At 45.0% G+C, this 18,070-nt stretch carries 18 protein-coding genes; 5 read left to right on the top strand and 13 right to left on the bottom strand.

The window, feature by feature from the left end:
* Positions 1-14: 14 nt before the first annotated feature.
* From F6K63_RS10475 to F6K63_RS10440, 8 genes are all read right to left on the bottom strand, one after another.
* On the bottom strand, positions 15-1,049 hold the full coding sequence (locus F6K63_RS10475) for a HupE/UreJ family protein (protein WP_287311998.1): 1,035 nt from the start codon (positions 1,047-1,049) through the stop codon (positions 15-17).
* The gene (locus F6K63_RS10470) at positions 1,046-2,002 is read right to left on the bottom strand and encodes a peptidylprolyl isomerase (protein WP_287311997.1); all 957 of its coding nucleotides are present in this window, start codon (positions 2,000-2,002) and stop codon (positions 1,046-1,048) included. The genes F6K63_RS10475 and F6K63_RS10470 overlap by 4 nt, the downstream gene beginning before the upstream one ends.
* Positions 2,003-2,254: 252 nt before the next feature.
* On the bottom strand, positions 2,255-3,319 hold the full coding sequence (locus F6K63_RS10465; RefSeq protein ID WP_287311995.1) for a cation diffusion facilitator family transporter: 1,065 nt from the start codon (positions 3,317-3,319) through the stop codon (positions 2,255-2,257).
* A 197-nt stretch (positions 3,320-3,516) separates the two neighbouring features.
* Positions 3,517-4,638 (bottom strand): HAD family hydrolase, encoded by a 1,122-nt coding sequence (locus F6K63_RS10460; RefSeq protein WP_229414365.1) that lies wholly within the window; start codon positions 4,636-4,638, stop codon positions 3,517-3,519.
* Between the two features lie 185 nt (positions 4,639-4,823).
* The gene (locus tag F6K63_RS10455) at positions 4,824-6,473 is read right to left on the bottom strand and encodes an arylsulfatase (RefSeq protein WP_502708299.1); all 1,650 of its coding nucleotides are present in this window, start codon (positions 6,471-6,473) and stop codon (positions 4,824-4,826) included.
* A 1,029-nt stretch (positions 6,474-7,502) separates the two neighbouring features.
* Complete coding sequence (locus F6K63_RS10450; protein WP_287248381.1) at positions 7,503-7,625, bottom strand: hypothetical protein; 123 nt, start codon at positions 7,623-7,625, stop codon at positions 7,503-7,505.
* An 898-nt stretch (positions 7,626-8,523) separates the two neighbouring features.
* Positions 8,524-9,381 carry a helix-turn-helix domain-containing protein gene (locus F6K63_RS10445; protein ID WP_287297060.1) on the bottom strand — a complete coding sequence of 286 codons (858 nt, stop codon included), beginning with the start codon at positions 9,379-9,381 and terminating at the stop codon, positions 8,524-8,526.
* A 39-nt stretch (positions 9,382-9,420) separates the two neighbouring features.
* The gene (locus F6K63_RS10440) at positions 9,421-9,549 is read right to left on the bottom strand and encodes a hypothetical protein (RefSeq protein ID WP_008181270.1); all 129 of its coding nucleotides are present in this window, start codon (positions 9,547-9,549) and stop codon (positions 9,421-9,423) included.
* A gap of 175 nt (positions 9,550-9,724) precedes the next feature.
* Here F6K63_RS10440 and F6K63_RS10435 point away from each other — a divergent pair, with 175 nt between their 5' ends.
* The 3 genes from F6K63_RS10435 (at position 9,725) to F6K63_RS10425 (ending at position 11,814) form a co-directional block, all read left to right on the top strand.
* Entirely contained in the window at positions 9,725-9,892 is a 168-nt protein-coding gene (locus tag F6K63_RS10435) for a hypothetical protein (RefSeq protein ID WP_154659710.1), read from the top strand.
* Between the two features lie 68 nt (positions 9,893-9,960).
* Complete coding sequence (locus tag F6K63_RS10430) at positions 9,961-10,974, top strand: hypothetical protein (RefSeq protein WP_287311990.1); 1,014 nt, start codon at positions 9,961-9,963, stop codon at positions 10,972-10,974.
* 384 nt (positions 10,975-11,358) lie between these two features.
* Positions 11,359-11,814, top strand: a complete 456-nt coding sequence (locus tag F6K63_RS10425) for a DUF3531 family protein (protein WP_287312108.1) — start codon at positions 11,359-11,361, stop codon at positions 11,812-11,814.
* A gap of 368 nt (positions 11,815-12,182) precedes the next feature.
* Here the strand turns inward: F6K63_RS10425 and F6K63_RS10420 are convergent, their stop codons facing one another.
* The gene (locus F6K63_RS10420) at positions 12,183-12,521 is read right to left on the bottom strand and encodes a P-II family nitrogen regulator (RefSeq protein WP_287248372.1); all 339 of its coding nucleotides are present in this window, start codon (positions 12,519-12,521) and stop codon (positions 12,183-12,185) included.
* 48 nt (positions 12,522-12,569) lie between these two features.
* Here F6K63_RS10420 and F6K63_RS10415 point away from each other — a divergent pair, with 48 nt between their 5' ends.
* A complete protein-coding gene (locus tag F6K63_RS10415; protein WP_008181263.1) occupies positions 12,570-12,809 on the top strand; it encodes a hypothetical protein in 240 nt (79 codons plus the stop codon).
* 42 nt (positions 12,810-12,851) lie between these two features.
* On the opposite strand, the gene feoB is transcribed toward F6K63_RS10415, so the two are convergent.
* From feoB to F6K63_RS10400, 4 genes are all read right to left on the bottom strand, one after another.
* A complete protein-coding gene (feoB, locus tag F6K63_RS10410) occupies positions 12,852-14,705 on the bottom strand; it encodes a ferrous iron transport protein B (RefSeq protein ID WP_008181262.1) in 1,854 nt (617 codons plus the stop codon).
* Positions 14,706-14,993: 288 nt separating this feature from the next.
* On the bottom strand, positions 14,994-16,058 hold the full coding sequence (locus F6K63_RS10405; protein ID WP_287294653.1) for an AAA-like domain-containing protein: 1,065 nt from the start codon (positions 16,056-16,058) through the stop codon (positions 14,994-14,996).
* 664 nt (positions 16,059-16,722) lie between these two features.
* Positions 16,723-16,869: a PEP-CTERM sorting domain-containing protein gene (locus tag F6K63_RS37165; RefSeq protein WP_353736747.1), complete on the bottom strand. Its 147-nt coding sequence runs from the start codon at positions 16,867-16,869 to the stop codon at positions 16,723-16,725.
* Positions 16,808-17,104: a hypothetical protein gene (locus F6K63_RS10400; protein ID WP_287311988.1), complete on the bottom strand. Its 297-nt coding sequence runs from the start codon at positions 17,102-17,104 to the stop codon at positions 16,808-16,810. The genes F6K63_RS37165 and F6K63_RS10400 overlap by 62 nt, the downstream gene beginning before the upstream one ends.
* A gap of 472 nt (positions 17,105-17,576) precedes the next feature.
* On the opposite strand from F6K63_RS10400, the gene F6K63_RS10395 reads away from it, so the two are divergent.
* Positions 17,577-17,789, top strand: coding sequence for a hypothetical protein (locus F6K63_RS10395; protein WP_287311987.1), 213 nt, complete (start codon positions 17,577-17,579; stop codon positions 17,787-17,789).
* Positions 17,790-18,070: the final 281 nt, after the last annotated feature.

Here is an 18,070-nt window from a genome sequence, read left to right as displayed (position 1 = left end):
GCTAAGTGATAAACTCACCCCCAAAAGGCAGCAACCCGCTGGAAACACCAGAACGAGGCCAGAATGCCAATACTATAGGTGGGCACCCAACCCAGCCAGCGCGGGTAGTGGTGCGGACCAAAGCGTTTCAGGCTCTCCATCACAGCAACCACTACTAGCACAAAGGCCAGTTGTCCTAATTCCACCCCAACATTGAAAAACAACAGGGCTGGGGGAATGTCTTGGGGGGGTAATCCCACCTCTGCCAAGGCTCCCGCAAAGCCAAAGCCGTGGAGCAGCCCAAAGGTGAGAGCCACTAGCCAGGGATATTGCTCAGTCAATCCTGGTTTCCCCTGGCGGCTGTGGGCCAGTTCCGAAGCTAAGAACAAAATGCTGAGGGCAATCACAGCTTCCACTGGGGCTTGGGGCACATTCACAAGACCTAAGGTAGCTGCACCCAGGGTAATGCTGTGGGCTAGGGTAAAGGCGGTAATGGTCTTGACCAGACGCCAGGATGGCCCGACAATTAAGACTAGCCCTAAGACAAACAGCAAGTGGTCGATGCCGCTGAAAATGTGCTCGACCCCAAGTTTGAGGTAGGTCTGGCCCACTGCAAACACAGTGGTTTTTTCTGGGATAACAAAGGTCTCTTCGCCAGTGGGCACCATGGTGGTTTGGGAGTGCCCATCAGCCCATTCCACCCGCAATAGCACTTCCAGAGAGCTTTGGAGCAGTCCCGGAAACGCAATGGTTTCTTCTGCCAAGCCGTTTTTACCGCAATCCAATGTCCAGCGGGTGATACGGGTGGCCGGAGTAGCCATTACTTTAGGCACGGTCACCCCAGTGCAGTGGCTGGGAAAGACCGGGCTAATGGTCATGGGACTACTCAGCCCTTCATCCCCAAAACTCATGGCTGATGGGGTTTTCCAGACCACCTCCACCTGGCCAGAGGGTTGCTCTCGTAGTTCCAGGTAGGACGTTTGAAAGCCGTGGGCCTGGGCGGGGGCGGGATGGCATCCCAGGCCGAGGCAAACCAACAGAGCAATACAAATCCATTTTCCTAGGTTCATCCCTGGTCCTCCTGAATAGCTTGGTTGAAGGCATCTTGGTCAATGGAAACCGTGTAGCGATCGCGTAACTGTTGATAAAACTGCTCGTCCAGCTGTTGGCGCTGGTCTCTCATCCAGTCCCGACGGACATCCCTTTTGACCTCTGCCAAGGTTGCGTTATGACCCGGTTCAATGTCGCTAACGTAAACCAGATGACTGCCATAAGCGGAATGGAACGGGCCTTGCCAGCCGTTTTCCGTAACCCCAGCCATCTCCTGACCAAAGCTTCCACCAAAGGTGTTGCTTAGGATCTCAGCTGAGGCTAGATTATAGGTTATGGGCAACATGGAGCGGTCCCCTAGCTTCTGGAACCGTTCCAGGTTGGGGTTGGCTTGCAACTGATTCAGAAGATCACGGGCTTCCGCATCAGTGCGATCGCGCCGCATTTCCCGGCTGAAGTAAATCTGTCCAAAGCTAAACTTGCCCGGTATCGCGTAGCGCTCAGCATGCTCCCCTAAATAGGCTTCCAACACTTCATCGGAGGGTTCCTGCAGAGCCGACACATCTTCGACCAAGAACTGCATCTTTTGAACCACCCGTCGCCGCACAATCAGGTCGTTTTGATCTAACCCCAATGCCAGGGCTTCCTGATACAGTACTTCATCGCGAACGTATTTATCCACAAGGCTTTCCAGCTCTTGGGGCAAGGGCTCTCGTCCCCACTGCCGCTGCCAGGTTGTTTTCAAAGACTCAATGGTGCCAGCAGACACCTCAATGTGCTTGGGAGAATCCGATGTGATAGAAGGACCACCAACCCAAAAATATAGCCCAAACAGCAGGGCACCCAAAACCAGGAAATGCAGCAATGGTTCCCGCAAAATCCGAATTAGTGGCTTGGGTCGATCCTCCCTCTTAACCGGGATTTCAGACAGTGAAGTTTCTTGATGAATCAGTGTTGTTGCTGTTTCCTGCATGGCAATTATAACGGTGTTCAATTAGGTGAGGTACATTTTTTTGGGTTTTAGGGAACAGGGAACAGGGAACAGGGAACAGGGAGCAGGGATTAGGCGTAGGGATTAGGCGTAGGGTGCGTTAGGGAAGGGCTCGCCATGATTTTAACGGTCGGCCCTTGTTGAGATAGCCCTTCCCGTAACGCACCACTGAGTCAAACAATCTTCTCAATGATTGGTGAAATCTTTTATTGCCTATTGCCTATTGCCTATTGCCTATTGCCTATTGCCTACTCCCGATTCCCGATTCCCGATTCCCGATTCCCTCGTTTGAGTAAAAGGTACAGCGCGAACCACTATCAAACCTAGATAGGGCAGTTCGGCTTTCAGTTGCTCCTCAACAGTATTAGTAATTCCTTGGGTCTGCTGAAGAGATAGAGTCGGTGGTAGCATGAGGTCCATCTCGACATGGAGCCGATGCCCCAGCCAGCGGGGTCGAAGGTTTGCCACAGCATCAGCTTCTAGTTCAGGGACATGATTGATGGCATGGTTGAGGGATTCTAGCACCTCTGGTTCCACGCCATCCAGCAAGCGACTAAAAATAGTCTGCCCCGACTCCCAGACAATTTTTAGTAACACTGCTGTGATCACTAAACCAATCACGGGATCGGCCCAGGAATAGCCCAGGGCAACCCCCACAGCGCTGACCAACACTGCCAGACTGACTAGACCATCAGCCATAGCGTGATACCCATCAGCAATCAGGGCAGCGCTATTGATTTCCCGGCCAACCCGAATCCGGAAAAGAGCCACAACTTCGTTGCCAATAAAGCCCACGATGGCCGCAATTGCCAGGGCTCCCAAATGATGCAGGGGCTGAGGATGGTAAAATCGCTCCACAGACTCATAGGCGGTAATCACGGCACTCAACAGCACAATCACCACAATCATCACCCCGGCCAAGTCTTCCAATCGAGCAAAGCCATAGGAAAATCTGGCGGTTGGCTTGCGTCGCGATACTAGAAACGCCACCCCCAAGGGCACAGCAGTCATCGCATCCCCCACGTTGTGAATTAGATCGGCCAGGAGAGCGACACTGCCAGAGAGCCAGAACACCACTGCCTGCAAAATTGCAGTGATCACCAAGCCCACCAGAGACCATTTTACCGCCCAGATGCCCCGAGCAGAGCTAGCAATTTCGGGGTCGATCACCCCGTGGGTGTGGCTATGATCACCATGGTGGTGATGGGGATGGGGATGGTGATGGTGGTGATCTTCCACCTCTGCTTTTGGGAGTTGAGGGATATCATCGGTGGGGATAGACGTAGAAATTTGTGTCATAATACTTTTCCAGACAGGACATCCATCTGAGGATATGGATGGTAAGGGGGTTTTAGCACCAAAAGGTAAATTGTGATTTGGAAAGTTTGGGGTTATGTTACCAGTAAGACCCAGGAAATATCTGTGATATAATGCCGAAGCAATAGCAAATAAACAGCACCTATTTATAATAGCTATTTGTTTAATTCAACAGTAAATTATCGAGTAACCTCCTGAATTATTCTGTCCCAAAAATCCTCTTTACTGATATCTAATTCAGATGCTGTCTGGGCTTGATCGATTTCTTCTCCAGACACTGTTCCGAAATCCTCTTTACTGATATCTAATTCAGATGCTATCTGGGCTTGATCGATTTCTTCTCCAAATACTGTTACAAAATCCTCTTGCATACTGATAACTGTCCAACCACGCTCATTGGCCTCATCAAAAACCGGATCATCGTATGGACAGTCAATGCCAGCTTCTTCAGCATAGGGACATTCACGGGGATCATTATGGTGAAGCAGCATCATTAAAGCTGGACCTTGGTCATCATCAGTGTAGTCAAGCATTTGTAAATCACCACTGGAATTACCAACCGCCATAATTGGTTTTTTGCCAATGTAGCGGTCAATCCCCACTGGTTTACCTGCTTTATCGTTAAAGGGTTGCACCAGTTCTCGCTTCTTGAGCAAGACATAAGTTCCATCCTCTTCTGGGTCAATATACTCGGTTTGGGTGGTACTACCAATGATGTTTTCAGGGGGAATACCGTAGGCATCTTCCGCAAAGGAGCGAATGAAATCCGTTCCACCCCCAGAGCAAATATAGACCTTGAAATCATTACTTCTGAGATAATTGACCAGTTCAACCATGGGCTGGAAGGTCAGCTGGATGTATGGAAAGCCAAGGTATGGATGATTTTGTGTATCCAGAAATTCCCTAGCTTCCTGTTTATAATCTTCCGGTGTCATTTCCGGTAATTCGAGATCTGCTAGGACGACTTCCTTTTCAGTTAAAAAACCAAGTGTTTTAAGATCTGACAATCCATTGCCTAGCCTAGATTTTATAAATTCCCCCTGAATAAGGGGTTTTTCAGTCCACAGGGTTCCATCATTATCAATCGTGACAATGCGTCCCCTCGGAGGAACGTAATTACAACTGTTAGGATTGGTAACCTCTTCCACAAAGTTAACAATCGTGTCTTTAGTCGTACCCTCATTCCAAGACACTAACGGGTCATAGTCCGCAGCAGCAGGGGGACATGCCACAAAGCCTCCTAGGCAAAAGACTGATAACAGAATTGAGAAGAAAACTACAAAGGTTCTTTTTTTCATCATCTAAGAGCTGAATTACTTTGTGCCAACCAAAGACATCTTTACTCAAGTAACGTATCTGGTTGATATAGCACTACGCATTAAGGTGTTTGACATTCATACAAGCAGCAAAAGCTGTTACAGTAAACTGCTGCCTTTTGCATGCATGCCTAAAGCCCTTGCGCGTAGCGCTATATGCCTTTTACTTCCTAGTCAGCACCAACCTCTGTCAATCCAATCTCATCAACAATGTCGTCAATGATTTCGTTAGGATTTAAACCAAAGGGAGCTTGACTGGGAGGATACTGGTCAAAGGTATCCAGGAACTTCTGAACCAAAGCTGTTGCTGGCAGCAACAAGTAATTCCGGCGAGACCACCAGTCATTGTAGTTATTAGAGTCTGTGTCTGCGCGCTCGTAGGGATCCCGACGTAAGTTAAACAGTTTTGGAATCCGCAGTTGCACAAACGGCTCCCGCCAGACATCAAAATAGTGAGCCCGTTGTTCCGAAAAGACTATTTTCCAATCCCCAATGCGAACCCCTGGCAGTTGACCCTCATCATTGAAGTAGATGAATCCCGGACGCTGTCCCTTTTGGTTCTCGGGATCGGTCAAATAGGCCAACTGATTGAACCCATCGAGATAGGTTCCACAGAGGTTTGTGGGTTCATCTTCCGGACAGGGCTGCTTCAGGGTTTCGTTGATGTCATCCACGCCAACAGCCGCCATCAGGGTTGGCACCCAATCTAAGTGAGAGAAAATCTCATGGGATACGGTTCCAGCGGGGATATGACCAGGCCAGCGCACGAGTGCTGGAACGCGGTAGCCGCCTTCCCAGTTGGTGTTCTTCTCACCCCGGAAGGGACTCAGACCGCCATCAGGCCATTGATTGTAATGGGGGCCGTTGTCTGTGGTATAGATGACAATCGTATTGTCTTCAATGCCCAGCTCCTTCAGCAGGTCGAGCAACTCTCCTACATGGCCATCGTGCTCTAGCATGCCATCACCGTAGAAGCCCTGACCGCTGATTCCCTTGACCTCATCACTAATATGGGTATAGAAATGCATCCGGGTGGAGTTAAACCAGGTCAAGAAGGGCTTCTGGTTTTCCACCGCTGTTTCAATGAACTCCTTCGTCCGGTCTAGGAATTCCCGATCTACGGTCTTCATGCGCTCAATGTTGAGCGACCCGGTATCATAACATTCCTGATAGCCCAACTCGCCAAAGCGTTTTGAATAGTCTGGATCTCCAATGATCGGTTCCTCGTGATATTCACCAGGCGTTGCTTTGCAATCCAGAACTCCGCGAGGTCCAACATTTTTGGCAAACCAGCCATCTGGTCCGCCGGGATAGTCCGAATTCTCCGGCTCTTCTTCTGCATTCAAGTGATAGAGGTTGCCCAAGAATTCGTCAAAGCCATGGACTGTGGGCAGAAACCGGTTGAGATCCCCCAGGTGGTTTTTGCCAAACTGCCCCGATGTGTAACCCAAGGGCTTCAGCATTTCTGCCAAGGTGGGGTCTTCATCCTGGATGCCAAAGGGTGCTCCTGGGAAACCGACTTTCAGCAAGCCAGTCCGCAAACCACTTTGGCCAGTGATAAAAGCTGCCCGACCGGCGGTACAGCTTTGCTCAGCGTAGTAGTCCGTAAACAGCATGCCCTCATTGGCAATGCGATCGATGTTGGGCGTGTCGTAACCGACAATGCCCTTTTCATAAGCACTGACATTAGTCCAACCAATGTCATCTCCCATGATCACCAGGATGTTGGGCTGGCCTTCTGTGTCGGCAAGTGCGATTCCCTGGTTAGTCACTGGGAGGAAACCTACTAGGGTAAAGGTGATCGTTAGTAGGATCGCCATCACCCCATTGAATAATCGCTTCCCCATCTGGGCATTGTCATGACTGCCCTTGGAGCGATTAGCTCTCAAATATTTCATTAAGGCTACCGTTATATCAAACGTTTAAACTTTTGTGTTGCAAGTTTTATGCACCCGTTTGTTAGTATCTCACAGTTTTTGCATCACAAAACTTTTTTTTTGATTGACTGTGATTGAAAATATCTTGAGCACTGACCAGATTTTATCTGTCTAAATCAGCTGAAATATAGAGTGGGTAAGGACTTGGCTGATCCAGATCTTTTCTGAAATGAGGATTCCACGAATATATATATATTTCTTATTCAGATCTCCATAAATATATAAGAAAAACTAATGCATTAACATGATTATTATTCTTAAATAATTTACTAGAATAATAATCATTAATATCACCAAAATAAACGTTAATTAATGTTAACAAATCGGGGGGGGTAGTCTAAGTATGATAGGATAGTATTTTAAGCAGTAATAAATTTTAAAATTTATTAAAAATTTAACCTATTCGATACTTAAACTACTATAATGCGTGGCCTGGAAAACCTCGTTAATTAATGTTAAAAAAACGGCAATTTTATTTTAAGTATGATAAGATAGTATTTTAAGCAGTAAAAAGTATAAAATTTATTAAGAATTGGGTATATCCGGTAATTGTTCTGGTAAGATGCTAATTTTGAAGTAAGCATTCAGGTATCAGCCATTGGCCTATAGCCAAGCTAGGTGAGGTCACAGGCTTGAAGCCTGTGCCACCCATATGCTTACAAAAAAGCGATCGCAAAAAAGCGTCCGCTTCTTATCGACCCAATCAAGGTTTCATGTCTGTATTATCCCAATCATCCCGCACTGATTAAAAAGCGTCCGCTCACAGATACTCAAGGGAGCATGTCAATTTTGTTAATCCCTGTTCAGATCCCCCTAAATCCCCCTTAATAAGGGGGACTTTTAAATCTAATTCCCCCCTTTTTTAAGGGGGGCTAGGGGGGATCTATGTACCTAATTACAAAGGTGACATGCTCACAGATACTCAACATGCCCAACCATTTCCTCTGGCTTATAAGTCTCCTGAATCAAAACTAAGCCTTTGAGCATCAGGAAAACAGCAGGAAAACGCAAGCAAAACAGAGGATGCGATCGCAACCGCCACTATCTTCTTCTAAATACAGTTAAAACTTATTCATAAACCCTGATAAAAACAGTAAATCAACTCCCGGCAATAACCAGGGAGAGCATAGTTCCAAAAGCTGGCGTTGCTGAATCTTTGAATTAATAGGAGTAGAGTGGGCATCCTGCCCGCTCCAAAAGATATCGAACAGGCAAGATGCCTATTCCACAGGTGCGACCCAAGGGCGATTTACTCGCCCATTGGAAAGCGCACCTACTCTTAAAATCATTCCATTATTAAGAGTTTTTAGGTGCGCTTGAGCGATCTAATTATTAAATTCGCGCTTAGGCGCGCGCCTCCTAGGGCGAGTAAATCGCCGTTGGGTCGCATCTTTCGGCAAAGCCGACGCGGGGCGCGAACGCGGGGCGCGAACGGGTCGCATCTGAGGAATCGGCATCTTGCTGTGGAACTGGCATCTTGCCAGTTTCAATATATTGTCGGGCGGGCAGGATGCCCACTCTACTCCTATTCAGCGCGAAGATTCAGCAACGCCACTTCCCTTAGAACCATTAGCTCTCAAATATTTCATAACAGCTTCCGTCTGTATCAGAGTTTCAACTTTGGTTTTGCAAGTTTTCTGCACCGGGAGCATGTCACTGATGCAGAACATTTGTACTAAAGCTATAGCTCCCTCATCGGTTTTAGCTTGCTCGGATAGTACATAGTTCATAAGTTGTGCAACTTTGACTGTGCAACTTTGACCTGCTGTCTATTTAAGCTTAAACATAAACGGTTCCCCTCAATACTCAAAAATTCCAACTTTACTAACCATAAAAATAAAATAGTCTTTGACGGGACAATAATTAGTTTTATCTATAATTCGTTTTGTTAAGCGTCGTCATATATCGTCTCAAAATCAGGTACAATCGGCTTTTAAGATTCTTGTCTAACTTCTGGTTTCCTCTGCAACGTTTTTGAAGGCAATTCCCCAAACATGACTCTGTAATCTCTAGCAAAATGGCCTCCATTCCAGAAGCCAAATTGGTTAGCCAGGATTTCTACGCTACAACTGTCTGGATCACTTGCCTTCAGGCACCTGCGCACCGCATTCAGCCGTCGCACCTTGAGATAGCGCATGGGACTCATGCCAAATAACTCCTGAAACCCATAGGACAAAGCTGAACTGCTAGAGCCCAATCGTTTGGCTAGCTCCTTCAGGGTCAGGGGTTTTTCCAAGTGGGCTACTATTTCTTGCTCCGCTTGGGCTATCAACTTTCTGCGCCGAGAGGGTTTGAGGGTGGGGGTGGAACTGCCTTGAATGGGAATGGCTTGAATCACCAACGGAACCAGATCATTTGCAACCAGCTGTTGAACATGGGGCTGGTTCAACCAGTCAGGTTGATGTTGCGCCAACCAAAATAGTTCCCGCAGATAATCCTTGATCTCCCCAATCCGATCGGGCAATATACTCACATGATTCTTGGCGAGGAAGCGATCGTCCAAATCATAGCGCTGCAACTGATTTGCACAAGCTTCAAAGATTCCCACCGGGATGAATATGTCTACCATCATTCCCACTTGAGGAGTCACGAAGCCCGTTTCCCGTTGCCGATCAAAACCATTCAAATCAGTTTGGGGACACAGGGGCTGACCGTGGCCATAAAAATGGCCTCCTTTAGCCTCCCAAACCAACGCAAAAGTTAAATATCCCTGCTGTTTCGGACCGCTTACTTGAACCGATTGATTAGCGCTAATACGTGTGAAATATAAATCACCAATCTGGGTAGCCAAAAACTCACTCTGGAACGAACCACGAGAAAGCTGAATAATTTACATTTGGCTATAGGTCAAGAACTCAGTGAACTGTTCCAGAACCGTAAAACGACCGGAAATAATCTTAGAACTTACTGCTGTAGATTGGTTCAAATCTTGACTAGAATTTGCTGCTTTAAAACTCATGACTGCTTGAGATAAAATACATTATAATTCGTGGCAGTTGTGTGTAAGGAGGTACCTCGGCATTGGAATTTTTGAGAGTAGGGAGTAGGGAGTAGGGAGTAATAAAATTAAATCTACCTCATAAGTATGATCAATTATATCAACTATTTGCTAATATATAATTTTAAATTATCTCATGAAACCAAATGCTGATTTATCATACAGTCGTTTTCCTATTAATGAAGTACACACACGGATTCTTTCCCTGTTCCCTGTTCCCTGTTCCCTATTCCCTCTGCCCTATTCCCTATTCCCTGTTCCCTATTCCCTTTCACCATCAATTATAGTTTCACATCTCAAATGAAAATTCTATAGCTGACAGCTGAAAGCTGACTGCTGAATGCTTACTAACATCCTACCTTAACAATAATTATGAAACCCCAAACTGAGCAAATTGTTACTACCCTTCAAGAATTAACCAAAGATGAATACTTCAGCCTAGTTGGTGACGCTCCTTATATAGTTATTCCTTGGGAAGTGGACGATAAAGGTTCTTTTTCAGTGGAACGCTTTCTAGTCGATAACACCGGTCTTATGCCCTTTACTCCTGAAGAGTTTCTCAGTCAGATTCGCGCAACCCAATCTCAACCTGTGAGCGCCCATTACCAAAATCTGATCGCACTGCTGCAAGCTAATTTCTCAGAGTTAACTATCTATGGCTATCGCCTTCCTACACTACCAGAAGAATTGGAAGAGGGATTTCCCATTCAACAAAGTATCTTTGGCTCCTTAGGAATTCCGATGCTAATTGGTTTATCAACAGCAGGAGAGTGGATTGGATTAGGTATCAAACAAACCTGGCGGTGCAACTCATCACCACAATTTATGATTCCGGATCTAGAATCTGTCCAAGACAATACCGCTGCACTAGTTGAGCAAATCCAATCTATCACCAATCAAATTACTCATAAAGCCCAAGCAGAGGAAGAATTGACTTTGGGAGGTTTCGAGGTAGTGATCACCACTAGTCGCCACGAAGTTATGCAAAAATTATTGGATACTACGGGATTTTTAGAGATTAGCGAAATCAATGAATTTATTAGAGTTCGAGATGATTACGGAAATGAGATAGAAGAGTATCAGGAAACAATAGCACAGCTAGAACAAGAACTAGTAAAGTTAGAGGAAGAAGGAGAATTATCAACGGAACAATACCAAGAGGTTCAAGAAGAATTGTCAGAAGAAAGAGCCGGATTAGAGGAAATCCAAACAGAATGCAAGTTCGAGATAGATTTGAGAAACCTGTTTGCCACTCAACTGCTTAATTCCAAAACTTACCATCTTAACTTCAATCTGTCTGGAGAATGGTGTACAGTTCACTATGCCTTAGGGAAAACTCACGATCAAGATTGGGTAGTAGTAGCAACAAGTAGTTATACTCTTTGAGGGAATCACAGGAAGAGCAGGAGATGGGGAGATGGGGACTTAGATCAGCAACTGGCTCTCCACAACTGCTTAGGTGCCCTTGAGCTGCTCCGTTCGCGTAGCGTGGCCTACGGCCTCAGTCCCTGCTCCCTGCTCCCTCTCTCACTATTGGTGATTTTTCATAACTATATTTTTCACAACTCGTTTAAAATTGTGATAAGATAGGGTTTGAAAAAAATCAGGATTAATCAAAAAGTTAATATCCGATATTCGGGATTAATGGCGATAAAAAAAACTAAGTGTTAGTTAAAATAATTGCTTTTCACCGATTCCCGATTCCCGATTCCCGATTCCCGATTCCCGATTCCCTGTTCCCGATTCCCTGTTCCCTGTTCCCTAAACGATATGCAAATTATATTTCGTGAGTTTAACCCATTTGATTTGTGGATTTGGATAGAATTTAGCACTGTTCCTTCCTATCGGGAAAAGGAATATGTGGAAGAACTGTTCAATTCCTGGTTTTTATTAGGTAAATTGGGAGGATTTGATGCAGAAAACCTGCCAGTGCAAGAGGTTGGCCTAGAAATCAGCTACATGGAATATGATGATAGAGTAGCGGAAAAGAGTTTAATGGCCTTGATGCATAATCAGGGCGAGTTTGAGTATGAAGGCACTTGGGGGCGCTGCTGGTTTGATTTAGGAACTAGTGATGCGATCGCTCTTGATATTTTAATTAATTCTCTCCGGCAACTTGCCAAAGAATATGTGGAGATTGAAAAATTAATTATAGGTGGTGAAAACGACGATTGGCCAGTGTCCAATAGGAGCAAATCACTGTTTTACGAGTCTAATTTAAACTAAGTCCTACTAATCACTTAGCAAATCGTGGGTGGATTGTAAGCATATGCGCTACGCGCACGCGTACGCGAACAGCGTTCAGCTGTCAGCGGTCAGCTTAGAATAAAATTGAAAGTCTGGGGAAAAGCCCTTGGCCTTTGGCTGATAGCTGAATGCTTACATTACCCATCACCACTTAGTAAAAAAAATACCAATTCAATTAGGGTGGGCAAAGTAATCTAATCATTAATACTGATTTGAACCAAACTGTTTTTGCCCACCGGACAAGCTCAAGTAAAAAAAATACCAATTAAAGTAGGGTGGGCAAAGTATTCTAATCTAGAATTATCAAAATAAGCAAACTGTTTTTGCCCACCCTACTTGATTAGGGATTAAACCGCCTCTAGATTCCTTTCCCCAGTCCTAATCCGGACAATTTGCTCAATGGGACTGATGAAAATTTTACCGTCGCCGATTTTACCAGTGTGAGCAGCAGCGAGAATTTTTTCTACTGCCATGTCAACTAAGCCATTTTCAACAACCACTTCTAGCTTGACCTTGGGAAGAAAGTCTACTCTGTACTTTGTACCGCGATACTGTTCAGTTTGACCTTTCTGCCGTCCAAATCCCCGAACTTCAGACACGGTCATGCCAACGATACCAGCATTGACTAAAGCGATTTTGACGTCTTCGAGCTTATAGGCTCGGATAATTGCCTCGATTTTTTGCATTTTCCCAGCCCCTTACTGGGGCTTCCACTCCAATTAACTAACACCAGCATGACATATATACCACGAAAAATAAATTTTTCTGTAAAAAATAATACATTTATGATTGGTCATTGGCTCATTGCGATGTTCTTGACTGTCTTGCTCAGGGAGGATATAGCGCTACGCGCAAGTCAGAAGTTAGAAGTCAGAAGTCAAAAGTCAGCGATTACTTACGTTTCGGAGTTTAGGAATGTCCTAACAGTAGCGCATAGTGCTATAAGTGGGAATCCCCCTCCCGACTCCCATTAACCCAATAATTTGTACCTCACCCAATTGAGAAGTGCTATCTCTTCATTGAAATCCCAGTGCTAAAGCTCCCTGGTAAAATATCAAGCTAGCTACCCAAGCCAACCCTAAGGAAAACACTAAGGAAAATAGGGTAAATTTCCATGATTTTGCCTCATTAAATAGGGTAACAACGGTAGTTAAACAGGGAGTGTAGATTAAGCAAAAGATACAAAAACTATATCCTTGGATAAATGTCACTGTATCAGTTATCTGCTGACTAACAGCAACGGAGTTAAGTCCATAAATTACAGCTAAAGAGCCAATCACAATTTCTTTAGCAATGAAACCAAAAATTAGAGCTAGGGTTAAATGGGGATTAATACCAATGGGATTCATGACCGGACTGAAAAATTGTCCAATTTGCCCGCCAATGGTATCCAATCCTGTCGCTCCTGGCGGTAAATTCGTGATGAACCAAACGGCAACACAGCCAAAGGTAATAAACCCAGATGCTCGTTGCAAAAATTCTTTGACTTCTCCCCACCCTCTAAGTAACACTTGTTTGAGGGTGGGAATTCGGTAAGGGGGTAATTCTATAATAAAAGGTTCCTCGTTTTTAAAGACTCCTTGGAAAAGAGCAGCAGTGACAATGGCGGCTACAAAACTAAGTAGGTATAGGGAAAATAATACTAACGCTCCGTTACCATGGGGAAATACAGCAGCAATGATAAAGACAAATACCTGGAGTCTGGCAGCACACAAAGCAAAAGGAATCACTAGCATAGTTAGCAGTCGCAAGGCTTGCGATCGCATAACTCTAGTTCCCATTAATGCGGGCACATTACAGCCGAATCCCATCATTTGCATCACAAAACTGCGACCATCTAACCCCAACCGTTCCATAAAGATATCCATTAAATAGGCAGAACGGGATAGGTAGCCACTATCTTCTAGAATTGCCATTAAGATAAAGAACAGCACAATTAATGGAACAAAGGAAGCAACGGTAGCTAAACCGTTCCAAATCCCATTAATCAAAAAGTCTTGAATCACTGTGGGTAAGGGTTGGATGACAGGCTCAATTATGGCACCTTGAATCCAGCCAGTCATATCATCCATCAGGTCTTGAGAGGGGAGTCCCACAGTCCAAACCACCCAAAATACCAGGAACATTCCTAAGAAGAACAAGGGTAATCCCAATATCGGATGCAGCAGGAACTTATCAATCCTGGCAGTTAAATTGACTGCCATCTCAGAGGGCATTTCTACCGCACCATTTAGTACTGATTCTATCTCTTTAGTGGAAATAGAGCTATGCTCAGATAAACGAGTTTTTAGATTATCTATTCGATTATCTCTATTAATCGATTCTTCTTGTGCGTTTAATGTTTTAGAAATTTCTAGGTATGCCCTCATATAGCCGTCTCCATACTTGGCACTAATGAGGAACACAGGCATATCCAAATTATCGGATAATTTTTCTGTGTTGATTTTAACTCCATATTGCTTAGCTTCATCAGCCATATTCAGCATCACCACTGCAGGTAAACCTAGGGCTTTTACCTGCAATGCCAAGCGAATTTGACGGTCAATTTGGGAAGCATTGAGAACAATAATAAATAGATCAACAGCAAAATTTTCTAAGAAGGTTTGAACAATTTTCTCATCATCAGAAAATCCGTTCAGGTCATAAATTCCTGGTAAATCTACGAATTCCGTAGGTTCGCCATTGAGTTGGACATTAGCTTGTAGTAGATCTACAGTAATGCCGGGCCAATTGCCAACGTGAGCACTGGTACCTGTGATACGGTTAAAGAAGGTTGATTTGCCCGTGTTGGGCATTCCTAGCAAGGCAACTCGCTTAACCCCTTTCGAGTCTTCAATGACGGCGGTGCTGGTATTATGGCAAGAGGTCATAATGTTACTGGCAGATATTTGTTTAAGCTCTGCAGGCTATCGGGGGGCCTTGAACAGTAACGATTATATAGCAATATAGCGGTTTTTAATTGGGTGAGGTACAGAATTTTGGGATTTTAGGGAACAGGGAACAGCGGATCTGGGAACAGGGAACTCAGAAGAGGGAATAGGGAACTTCGGAATTGGGAAAAAATCCTGTGTATCTCATAAGTATGGAAAACCCTATATTTCCGATTACTATAGCAATACGCCGTCGGGTATTTACAAATAATGGTGAGGCATAAATTACTACAAGCTTTGTAAAACTTGGCTTGCCTGTTGCCTGTTGCCTGTTGCCTGTTGCCTGTTGCCTGTTGCCTGTTGCCAGCCCGTAGCGCTATAACTATTAAAGCGATTCGGCAAAGCCGACGCTACGCGATCGCTAAAGTATCGCTGATACAAATTGCAGCTAACCATCACGTGATTGTCTGACCAATTCACCAGCTCGATACTGTACAACTTATAGCAATTCTCATAGCTATGAGAATTGCTATAGTCTTGGAAATAGGTGGTGCAGCTGACTTTACTACCGAGGTCCTGATGCCAATAATCATCCAGCATAGGTTTTAGGTTCAGCTTGCGGGTGACATTGTAGGCTAACCAACGCAAAAATTTATCTAGGTTAGTGAGAATTTCAACATCCACTCGTTGAAGGTTCAAACGCACAGTTTGGTAACCCTGAGTTTCTGCATGAGCCAGAATCCTGACCATCAGGGATGTTTTACCCATCTGTCTGGGTGCTTTAATATGAATAAAGGCTCCTGGTTTAACAATCTCTTCGTAACACCTAAATTCATAGGGGACTCGCTCGACATAAAATCGGGAAGCTAAAGGAACTCTTCCCTCTGGTAACTCCAACTGCTGGGATTGGTGATTGAGGATTTGGGATTGGGGATGGTTAGGAAAAAGAACATTTGAGATCTGTTGCTTAGCTGTAGATTGCACCTTCCCTTTGTAGTAAGGCTCTAGTCGCTGTTTCAATACCCCAATCTGCTCCTGAGTATGACTCGATTCTTGATTGACCTGTCGTCTTTCGAGTACACTGCGAAAATTGGTTTTACTGACTTTTTCCCCTAGTGCCTCTGAGAACAGTTTCCATAATTTAGGGGCAACGGTCTGCTTGATATAACTTGCTGAATAGCCTAACTCTTGAGCGATTTGGTCATAGGTTTTGCGTTGCCCTTGCCAGGATTTTTGCAAAACTGCTCTTTGGATATCACTCAGATATTGCCCTGTGTTGGAAAACACTAATTGTTCAGCAAATCCTAATCCTTCCTGAATATCAATCAGGTATTGTGAGTTAAGCACTGCCATTTACTTTGCACCCTACATGATTCTTGGCGGCTAACCTGAGTGTGATATAACCATATAAAACTGCTATAATACCAGGTCAGTAATCAAAATTATGGCTAGAAGCAAACCAAAAGATGAGTAAGCATTCAGCCGTCAGCTATCAGCTATCAGCTTATGGGCTACGCGCACGCTACTTGAGGTGCTAGCAGGCCCGAGAACTGCACGGGGTCGGATGAGTAAAACGAGCAGGGATTTTCAACCAGGCGTACCAGCCCGTAAGCTTGTTTACTACCTCCCGTTGATTAGCTGACGGCACCTCAAGTAGCGTGAGCCTTTGGCTCACGGCTGATAGCTGAATGCTTACAAAGATGATAGCCCTTTTGCTGAAATCCTAATTGCTTCGTTCTTTGGCTTCGCCTACTTCGTTATTCAAAATGATTAATGTCTCGATCGGGTAGGAGCTAGTCAAGAGTTCGGTGTGTTATATCAAATTCCGTTAGCCTACATTTTTAGTAAGGCTTACGAAAGTTTGCGATCGCGTAGCGTGGCCATAGGCCAATCGCGTTTGCTCAACGTATGGCTTAGGTATAGATTGTCTACACTATATAGCAGCTCTCAATACCCAATTGAGAACTGCTATATATTGGTAATTTGTTAAGATTGCTAATTTCTTGAGAAGGCCAGCTTAGGCTTGCTGTTTCTTTTTGCCCTTGAGGGTTGCACCAACACCGAATGCACCCACTCTCAGCAGACCTAGCACTGAAGCCGGTTCAGGGACAGATGTAGTTTCTAAGTTTGTAGTTTCTACGTTTAATGTAAATTGTCCCACCATGTCCCAGTAACCATTTGGACCGGGCTAATTCTCCAAAGACTGAAATCCCTGGATTGGCGGTCTCTCCATTGAAAAACAAATTCAAACCGTAATCACTGCTGCGATTAGCAAAATCGCTTCTCCCATCACCATAAATCGTAAATGTATGGATACCTTCTGTTAGTTCAAAGTCGATGTTGCGAGTACTTGAGCCATTAATGAATTCACCGTCTTCACCATCGCTGGTAACGAACAAGTCCCAAAAGCTATTATCAGCACCGGTATCCCAAACAAGTGGACTGTTCGTACTTCCTGATCCATTAGTCCCAAATTCAATCAGTCCAGTTAAGCTTGTTGCTTGTGCGCTGCTGGTAGTTCCTAAGGTGACTAAGGCTAGGCTGGTGGTAGCGGGTGCATCTCAATGCACCCCATGGGATGGGACCTAGGAGCCGCTACGCGATTGGCCTATGGCCACGCTACGCGAACGCATCTTGAGGTGAATCAAACGGACCCCAAGGTGGGACAATTTAGGTAAGTATCCGAAAATCCCATTCTCAATCGTGTAGTCTCTAGGAGAATAATCTGGGATCAAGTTCTGCTAATTGGCAGTGTTGCATGGTCAGCACCCCCCTCTTGCCTAGACGGGGCAACCTGACTCAACTGCTATGTTTTCCATAACCCTGATGCTAGGTTAGGTAATTATGGCGGAAAATGTTGAGGTAATAATTATGATTATCCCATTATCGATAACTTTGATGATCGCCTCAGTAGCCATTTACCTTTGCGTTAAGACTACTGAAGAAATCGTCAAAGTGGCTGCAGCTATAACAGCCTTACTGTGTCTGTTTGTCAGCCTATTTTTTGTTCCTTGGCCAATCAAACTACTGATTTTGATAGTTCCCTTTATTTTTGAAAAACTCCAGCGGGTAGCCTCTCGCTAGGGATTAGGAATGATTGCTTTAGGCTTTAAGTAATAAAATCATTAACGATTAACTATTAACCATTAACCATTAACCTAACCCCTAACAGGGTAAGCATATGCGCTACGCCCAGGCTACGCCAACAGCTATCAGCGTGTCGCGTATCAGCTTTGGGTCTGTGGCCACGCTACCGGAACAGATTATCCCCATAGCGCAGGCTGTCTTGATGCAATAGCGAGTGGTTTGTTCGCGAAGCGTCGCCTTTGGCGATAGTTACCGTAAGACAGGCTCGCCTTAATCAA

Source organism: Moorena sp. SIO1G6 (genome assembly GCF_010672795.1).
In the GTDB taxonomy this organism is placed as follows: Bacteria; Cyanobacteriota; Cyanobacteriia; order Cyanobacteriales; family Coleofasciculaceae; genus Moorena; species Moorena producens.
Note: the sequence above shows the minus strand (reverse complement) of the source record. Positions and strands in the feature narration are given on the sequence as shown.

Coding starts and splice junctions, on each gene's coding strand:
- F6K63_RS10475 (WP_287311998.1), bottom strand. CDS start 1,049: ATGAACCTAGGAAAATGGATTTGTATTGCTCTGTTGGTTTGCCTCGGC.
- F6K63_RS10470 (WP_287311997.1), bottom strand. CDS start 2,002: ATGCAGGAAACAGCAACAACACTGATTCATCAAGAAACTTCACTGTCT.
- F6K63_RS10465 (WP_287311995.1), bottom strand. CDS start 3,319: ATGACACAAATTTCTACGTCTATCCCCACCGATGATATCCCTCAACTC.
- F6K63_RS10460 (WP_229414365.1), bottom strand. CDS start 4,638: ATGATGAAAAAAAGAACCTTTGTAGTTTTCTTCTCAATTCTGTTATCA.
- F6K63_RS10455 (WP_502708299.1), bottom strand. CDS start 6,473: ATGGCGATCCTACTAACGATCACCTTTACCCTAGTAGGTTTCCTCCCA.
- F6K63_RS10440 (WP_008181270.1), bottom strand. CDS start 9,549: ATGAGTTTTAAAGCAGCAAATTCTAGTCAAGATTTGAACCAATCTACA.
- F6K63_RS10435 (WP_154659710.1), top strand. CDS start 9,725: ATGAAACCAAATGCTGATTTATCATACAGTCGTTTTCCTATTAATGAA.
- F6K63_RS10430 (WP_287311990.1), top strand. CDS start 9,961: ATGAAACCCCAAACTGAGCAAATTGTTACTACCCTTCAAGAATTAACC.
- F6K63_RS10425 (WP_287312108.1), top strand. CDS start 11,359: ATGCAAATTATATTTCGTGAGTTTAACCCATTTGATTTGTGGATTTGG.
- F6K63_RS10420 (WP_287248372.1), bottom strand. CDS start 12,521: ATGCAAAAAATCGAGGCAATTATCCGAGCCTATAAGCTCGAAGACGTC.
- F6K63_RS10415 (WP_008181263.1), top strand. CDS start 12,570: ATGACATATATACCACGAAAAATAAATTTTTCTGTAAAAAATAATACA.
- feoB (WP_008181262.1), bottom strand. CDS start 14,705: ATGACCTCTTGCCATAATACCAGCACCGCCGTCATTGAAGACTCGAAA.
- F6K63_RS10405 (WP_287294653.1), bottom strand. CDS start 16,058: ATGGCAGTGCTTAACTCACAATACCTGATTGATATTCAGGAAGGATTA.
- F6K63_RS37165 (WP_353736747.1), bottom strand. CDS start 16,869: ATGGTGGGACAATTTACATTAAACGTAGAAACTACAAACTTAGAAACT.
- F6K63_RS10395 (WP_287311987.1), top strand. CDS start 17,577: ATGATTATCCCATTATCGATAACTTTGATGATCGCCTCAGTAGCCATT.